Origin of the sequence: Pseudonocardia xishanensis, assembly GCF_039541715.1 — a bacterium.
Classification (GTDB): Bacteria; Actinomycetota; Actinomycetes; order Mycobacteriales; family Pseudonocardiaceae; genus Pseudonocardia; species Pseudonocardia xishanensis.
Genome location: NZ_BAABGT010000110.1, coordinates 1 through 6,434, shown reverse-complemented (window position 1 = coordinate 6,434; position 6,434 = coordinate 1). Strand labels below are relative to the sequence as shown.

Genomic DNA, 6,434 nt, shown 5'->3' with positions numbered 1-6,434 from the left:
GCGGCGCGGTCCTCAAAGCCATAGTCACCTGGTTACAGGCTTTGGGAGACATGCCCTAGGGCGGGCGGACCCGGAGCTCGATGGCGTTGCGCCAGCAGCTCACCGATTGCTACCCGGACAGAGTGACTGTCTGGCCGCAGGACGAGTCCGGGCGCGTTTCTCTGACGGATCTTCTCGTCGAGGAGGACCCCGGCACACAGCGCAAACTCGCCGTGTACTGCTGTGACCAGAGGGACTGCTCGACGCCGCCGAAAGCGCATGTGCGGAACGGACCCACAGCTCGCTCCACGTCGAACGGTTCGCCGCCCGAAGCGCCGACGAGTGCACTCCCTCCAGGCCGTCACCGTCGAGTTCACACGCAGCGGCCTCAGCGTCGAGGTACCGACAGACAGATCCACCCTCCGCGCCGCCGAGGCAGTAGGTGCGAACCTCGGGTCCTCGTGCCGCGAGGGGACTTGCCGGGGCGTGTCAGACGCCCGTCCTGTCGGGAGCCGTCGACCATCGCGACTCCGTGCTGACCGAGTGGGAACGCGCGGCGAATGACTGCCTGATGATCTGCGTCTCGAGGGCGGCGGGGATCGGCTCGTCCTCGGCCTCTGATCGGCGCGGCTCCCATGCCCGAGCACCATCACTGGAGAAAAGATGAGGATCCACGTATCCGACGTCCTGTGCGAGAGCAACGCTGTCTGTGTGGGACTCGCACCCACGTACTTCGACCTGGCCGCCGACGACCGTCTCGTCGTCCTCCAGGAGGAGGTTCGAGGCGAAGACGTCGAGGCGGTGGACGCAGCAGTCCGGCGCTGCCCAAAGGCAGCAATCGTACTCCGCTGACAGGAACCGTGAACCCTACGCCGCCATGCCCAGAGTTGGACCCGAGACGCCGACAAGAGAGGCGAGGACGATGACGACCTCGGCCACCCCCGAGATCACTCTGCAAGATGAGGTCGACGCATTCCTCACACCCGGTGACCCCAGACGAGCAGAGGCGCGGGCCGACCCCTACCCGCTCTACCGTCGAATGCGGGAGACCGACGAGTTCTTCCGAGCCGGGAACGGAATTCATCTCGCCGTCTCCTATGCGAGCGTCAACGCGATGCTCCGCGACCACCGGTGGGGACGCGACCCGTTCGCCCCCGACGACGAGCTGCAGCTCTCACAACGCATTTTCATGCGCAACGTGGTGTTCCGAGATGCTCCCGACCACACCAGACTCCGGCGACAGGTGTCCTCCAGCTTCACGCCGCGGATGATCCTTCGCTGGCGCGAGCAAGTCGCCGCGATCGTGGTGGAGAGGTTCCAGCCCCTGCGTGAGGTCGCCGAGTTCGACTTCCTGCACGACTTCGCCGTCCACCTGCCCGTCGAGGCCATCACGACGATGATCGGGGTGCCGGCGGATCGGCGGCAGGACTTCATCGAGTGGGCTGAGATGATGATCAGGATCATGGAGCCCCCCGCCCACACGGAGGACATGCTCGCGGAGGCGGACCAGCTGGCAGGGGCCATCGTCGAGTTCTTCGGCGCCGCGATCGAGGAGCGACGACGAGAGCCTCAGGACGACCTGCTGTCCACCTTTCTCGAGGGCGACCGCCTCAGCTCCGACGAGGTCATCTCGATGTGCCTGATTCTCATGGTCGGCGGTTTCGAGACGACGGCGAACATGCTCAACAACGGCATGCGGCTGCTCATCGAGCACGACGACCAGTACGACATGCTCCGGGCCGATCCGGAGCTGGTGCCGGTCGCCGTCGAGGAGTTCCTGCGCTACGACGCACCTCCCCGCGCGTCGCTGATGCGCGTGGCACGCGAGTCGTTCGACTTCTACGGTCACGAGATCCACGAGGGCGACCGGGCGTTCGCGCTGCTCGGGGCGGCCGACAGAGACCCGAGGACGTTCGCTGAGGCCGACACGTTCGATATTCGTCGGGACCCCAATCCGCACGTGGCATTCGGTCTCGGCACGCACTTCTGTATGGGCGCCCATCTCGCGCGGCTGGAAGTCCGCGAGGCCTTCAATCACATCGTCCGCCTTCCCACCAAGCTGGAGCGGGCGGGCACAGGCCCGTTGGACTGGAAGGACTCCTTCAACATCCGTGGCGCCAACTCGATGCCCGTCCGATGGACGTGAACACCGAGCGGCTGGAGTACGCGGGCGAGGCCTGGCTCGAGCGGATAGGAACCGTGATCACGGAGTTGGCGCCAAAGATGGACGTCCGGTTCTCGATGTCGGAGACGTTCGTGAACGTGCCCGCCCGCCTGCGGCGCCAGGACGGCCGCCCAGTGGGATGGAGCTGCCGGGTCGACGGGGCCAAGACCTCGTTCTACCGGGCCCCGGACCCGCTCGCCGAGTATCGCGTACGGCTGGACTGGGCGGCGGCACGAGACTTCATCAAGATCGAGTACGGTGCCAATCCCGAACGGGCCGGCGCGGCTCTCGACGTGCTGCTGCGGACTGGTGGATGCGTGCGGTTCGGCGCGAAGAGCGCCGCGGCGGACCGGTTCATGCTGCGCGTACACGACACCATGGCCCGGATGACCGCATGAGCCACCACCCGTCGCACCCCCACGCGCGCGTATCGCGCGAGTCTGGAGCCAGCGTGCCTGACCAACACCCCCTCGCCTCCGCCTCACAACCCTCCCAGATCGCCTTCCTCGTCGAAGATCTGGAGGAGTCCACGCGCCGCTGGTCCGAGTTCGCCCGGCACGACGAGTGGCAGATCCTCGAGATGGATGGACGGCGCGACCTACCGATCTGAACCGGGACGCTTCTCGATGCGCATCGCCGTGACCGGCGCGAACCCACAGATCGAGCTCGTCCAGCCTCTCTCCGGCCCCAGCATCTACCACGACTGGATCCGGACGCACGGCTACGGTCTCCACCACGTCGGGTACTTCGTCCCCGACATCCACCGCGCTGTAGAGCACGTCGTCCGCGTCAACTCGGGCCGGGTCATCCAGGAGGGATACGGCACCGGGGCAGACGGTCGCGGAGGGTTCGCCTACTTCACCCTCCCCGACCGTCACGAGGTGGTGTACGAGCTCATCGAGCGACCGTCCGTGCGACGTTCGCCGCCTCGCAGCCACCGCCCGCTGGAGGTGCCCCGATGACGGAGCAGACGGCATCACGAGCCAAGACAGGTCGGTTCGCGGGCAAGGTCGCCTACGTGACCGGAGCCGCCCGGGGCCAGGGCCGCAGCCACGCACTCGCTCTCGCCCGCGAGGGCGCGTCGATCATCGCGGTCGACCTCTGCCACGAGGTCGACGCGACCAGGGGGCTGTACCCGGGGTCGACGGTCGAGGACCTGGAGACCACGGCCTCCGCCATCCGGGATGACGGAGGGCGGGTCGTCGCCGAGGTGTCCGACGTCCGGGACGTCGCTTCCCTGGCCGCCGTGCTCGACCGAGGCCTCGACGAGTTCGGCCGTCTCGACATCGTCGTGGCCAACGCGGGAGTCTTCGCCTTCGGCCAGCAGACACACGAGATCCCCGAGAGCGCCTGGCGGGAGGTGATCGACATCAATCTCACCGGCGTCTGGAACACGATCAGAACGACGGTCCCCACCCTGCTGGAGCAGGGCACCGGCGGCAGCATCGTGCTCACCAGCTCGGCCGCTGGACTGCGTGGGCTGCCGAACGCCGCACATTACGCTGCGTCGAAGCACGCCGTGGCGGGCCTGATGAAGTCCGTGGCCATCGAGCTGGCACCGCATTCGATCCGGGTCAACTCGCTCCACCCTGGCAGCGTCGCGACGGACATGATTCTCAACGAGGCGTTGTTCCGTCTCTTCCTCCCCGACCACGCCGCTCCGGGGATGCCCGAGGCCCGACAGGCTCTGACGGCGACCAACCTCCTGCCGGTCCCCTGGGTCGAGCCAGTCGACGTGACAGAGGCGCTGCTCTTCCTCGCGTCCGACGAGGCCCGCTACATCACAGGGCAGGAGATGAAGATCGATGCAGGGTCGAGTCTGCGATCAGGCGGCGGATCTGCCCAGCCTGCCCCCAGTGCGTCCCGCTGACCAGACGACAGCTGCACCGAGGACAGTCGGAGCCTCGCGCAATGCAGCTCGCCGGAGATCGGGGCGACGTCGGCCGGCTAGATCCACCGGGCCATCGAGCCTGCGCTCGGCGAGACGCCGAACCTGAAGCTGCTGGTTCGCACGCCGGGTCGACCAGACGGACGGCGGAATGTCGTTCAGGCTCGCCGACCCGGCGAGCGGGACGATCCTGGAGCCGAGCGTCGAGGTCGGCGCCGACCTGGGCTTCGACCGTCCCGACGGAATCTGCTCCAGCTGGGAGACACCGATCGTGCATAGCCACCGAGGCGTCGACTCAACGCGGGCAGAGGGACGCCACGATCACGTCGTGCTCAGTCCACGCGCGATGCCCTCGGCCCACACCCGCCGCCTCTCGACATCCGCGGCTGCTGTGGAAGCAGGCGCGAAGTCTGCGCCCTGCAGGAGAGTCACCCCCGCTGGATGGACCACTGCCACCTTGCCATCCTCGCGAGCGGGCGAGGGCTCGAACCCAGACCCCAGGATGTCCTCGAACAGCGCGGTCCACCGAGAGACGTCGCCGACCTCGATGGTCACCGCTTCAAGGTCGCCGTGCTCCAGCGCCATCCTGTCCTCCTTTGCCCGAGCCGGTCCTCGTGCGAGCCGCAGTCCTCGCGGCCCGAAGCCTACCCCGGGGCTTTCATCGCGGTTCGCCGAGTAGGGCGTGTCAGTAGGCTGGAGGGTGCCGCTGAGCAGCGAGAATAGGGATTGCTGAAGTCTCTATCGTCGCGCAGGCAGGAGCACCCTCCAGGTGAAGAAGGCTATCGGGTTCTACCCGTGCCCGGACCTCGACACGGCCGCGACGACGGTGGTGTCGTATGCCGGGACGCGGCTGCTGACCGAGACCATCGCCAAGGTCGGGCTCGACCACGCACTGTCGACGGTGCTCGAGCCGTGGCGGCCGCGTCTGGCGGTCCACGACCCGGCGAAGGTCCTGCTCGACCTCGCGCTCGCGCTGGCCGTGGGCGGGGACTGCCTGTCCGATATCGCGTTGCTGCGTGCCGAGCCCGCTCTGTTCGGCTCGGTCGCCTCGGATCCGACGGTGTCACGCACGGTCGACCGCCTCGCCGCCGACTCGACCGCCGCACTGGCGGCGATCGACACCGCCCGCGCCACAGCACGGGCCCACGCCTGGGCACTCGCCGGGCAGGCGGCTCCCGATCACGCCACCGACTCGGCGAACCCGCTGGTCATCGACGTGGACGCCACGCTGGTGACCGCCCACTCGGACAAGCAGGGTGCTGCGCCGACGCTCAAGAAGGGCTACGGCCACCACCCGTTGTGGGCGTTCGTCGACCACGGCCCCGACGGCACCGGAGAGCCGCTGGCCGCGCTGCTGCGCCCGGGCAACGCCTGGTCGAACACCGCCGCCGACCACATCACCGTCATCCGCGCCGCCCTGCGTCAACTGCCCGGACACAAGCCCGGCAGCCGGCCGTAAGGTCCTGGTCCGGGTCGACGGCGCCGGCGCGTCCCACGAGCTCCTCGACCGGCTCCACGGGCAGCGTCTGTCCTATTCGGTCGGGTTCGGCCTCACTCAAGCTCTGGTCGACCAGCTCGCCGCCCTGCCCGCCACGGACTGGCAGACCGCTCTGGACACCGACCGAGAACCCCGACCCGGGGCCTGGGTCATCGAGGCCACCGGCCTGATGAACCTCACATCCTGGCCGACCGGGATGCGAGTGATCGTCCGCCGCGAACGACCACATCCCGGGGCGCAGCTGCGGATCACCGACCCGGACGGCTTGTGCTACACCGCGTTCGCCATCGACACCCGCCCCGGCGGACCCGGCCGCCAACACGCCGACCTCGAGCTGCGGCATCGCCGACGCGCCCGCGCCGAGGACCGCATTCGCGCGGCGAAGGACACCGGGCTGACCAACCTGCCACTGCACGAACTGGACCAGAACCGCATCTGGCAAGCGGTCGTCGCGCTGGCCTGCGAGATCACAGCCTGGGCGCAGATGCTCGCCTACACCGACCACCCGGCGCGGCGCTGGGAGCCGAAACGCCTGCGCCTGCGCCTGTTCTCCATCCCCGCTGCGCGAGCTCGACACGCCCGCCGGACCGTTCTGCATCTACCCGCGCACGCGCCCTGGGCCGACCTGCTCTGCGACGGCCTCACCAGGCTGCGCGCACTCGCCGTTCCCGGCTGAGTACGACCTCACCGCCACCACGACCGAGGAACCCGACCGGACCAGTGGAACCGGCGCCCACCCGAGCGACCTCGGCCGAACTGTCACACCCGACGGGCAGAATCAGCCCCACTCCACCGGCCAGCACCGGTGTCAATCAAGCCAGCACCACCCGACGCAAGATCCGGGCTAGGGCCAATACCGTTCAGTTAGAGTGACACTGGTGTAGTTTTCCGGCCATGCCTCGTGC

The 6,434-nt window shown here is 68.3% G+C and carries 7 protein-coding genes and 1 pseudogene; 7 read left to right on the top strand and 1 reads right to left on the bottom strand.

Annotated features, from left to right (window positions below; genetic code table 11):
* Positions 1–642 precede the first annotated feature (642 nt).
* From ABD993_RS32355 to ABD993_RS32330, 6 genes are read left to right on the top strand one after another with little or no spacing between them, the layout of a single operon-like run.
* The gene (locus ABD993_RS32355; protein WP_345426768.1) at positions 643–831 is read left to right on the top strand and encodes a ferredoxin; all 189 of its coding nucleotides are present in this window, start codon (positions 643–645) and stop codon (positions 829–831) included.
* A 25-nt stretch (positions 832–856) separates the two neighbouring features.
* Positions 857–2,125: a cytochrome P450 gene (locus ABD993_RS32350; RefSeq protein WP_345426769.1), complete on the top strand. Its 1,269-nt coding sequence runs from the start codon at positions 857–859 to the stop codon at positions 2,123–2,125.
* Complete coding sequence (locus ABD993_RS32345; protein ID WP_345426766.1) at positions 2,116–2,541, top strand: hypothetical protein; 426 nt, start codon at positions 2,116–2,118, stop codon at positions 2,539–2,541. Before ABD993_RS32350 ends, ABD993_RS32345 begins: the two co-directional genes overlap by 10 nt.
* A 53-nt stretch (positions 2,542–2,594) precedes the next feature.
* Complete coding sequence (locus tag ABD993_RS32340) at positions 2,595–2,753, top strand: hypothetical protein (RefSeq protein WP_345426764.1); 159 nt, start codon at positions 2,595–2,597, stop codon at positions 2,751–2,753.
* A gap of 16 nt (positions 2,754–2,769) precedes the next feature.
* Positions 2,770–3,105 (top strand): VOC family protein, encoded by a 336-nt coding sequence (locus ABD993_RS32335; protein WP_345426762.1) that lies wholly within the window; start codon positions 2,770–2,772, stop codon positions 3,103–3,105.
* Complete coding sequence (locus ABD993_RS32330) at positions 3,102–4,013, top strand: mycofactocin-coupled SDR family oxidoreductase (RefSeq protein ID WP_345426760.1); 912 nt, start codon at positions 3,102–3,104, stop codon at positions 4,011–4,013. Before ABD993_RS32335 ends, ABD993_RS32330 begins: the two co-directional genes overlap by 4 nt.
* A gap of 339 nt (positions 4,014–4,352) precedes the next feature.
* Here ABD993_RS32330 and ABD993_RS32325 read toward each other — a convergent pair whose 3' ends face one another.
* Positions 4,353–4,616 (bottom strand): hypothetical protein, encoded by a 264-nt coding sequence (locus ABD993_RS32325; protein WP_345426758.1) that lies wholly within the window; start codon positions 4,614–4,616, stop codon positions 4,353–4,355.
* Positions 4,617–4,800: 184 nt separating this feature from the next.
* Between ABD993_RS32325 and ABD993_RS32320 the strand changes: the two are divergent.
* Positions 4,801–6,205: pseudogene (locus ABD993_RS32320) on the top strand (IS1380 family transposase).
* Positions 6,206–6,434: the final 229 nt, after the last annotated feature.

Coding starts and splice junctions, on each gene's coding strand:
- ABD993_RS32355 (WP_345426768.1), top strand. CDS start 643: ATGAGGATCCACGTATCCGACGTCCTGTGCGAGAGCAACGCTGTCTGT.
- ABD993_RS32350 (WP_345426769.1), top strand. CDS start 857: ATGCCCAGAGTTGGACCCGAGACGCCGACAAGAGAGGCGAGGACGATG.
- ABD993_RS32345 (WP_345426766.1), top strand. CDS start 2,116: ATGGACGTGAACACCGAGCGGCTGGAGTACGCGGGCGAGGCCTGGCTC.
- ABD993_RS32335 (WP_345426762.1), top strand. CDS start 2,770: ATGCGCATCGCCGTGACCGGCGCGAACCCACAGATCGAGCTCGTCCAG.
- ABD993_RS32330 (WP_345426760.1), top strand. CDS start 3,102: ATGACGGAGCAGACGGCATCACGAGCCAAGACAGGTCGGTTCGCGGGC.
- ABD993_RS32325 (WP_345426758.1), bottom strand. CDS start 4,616: ATGGCGCTGGAGCACGGCGACCTTGAAGCGGTGACCATCGAGGTCGGC.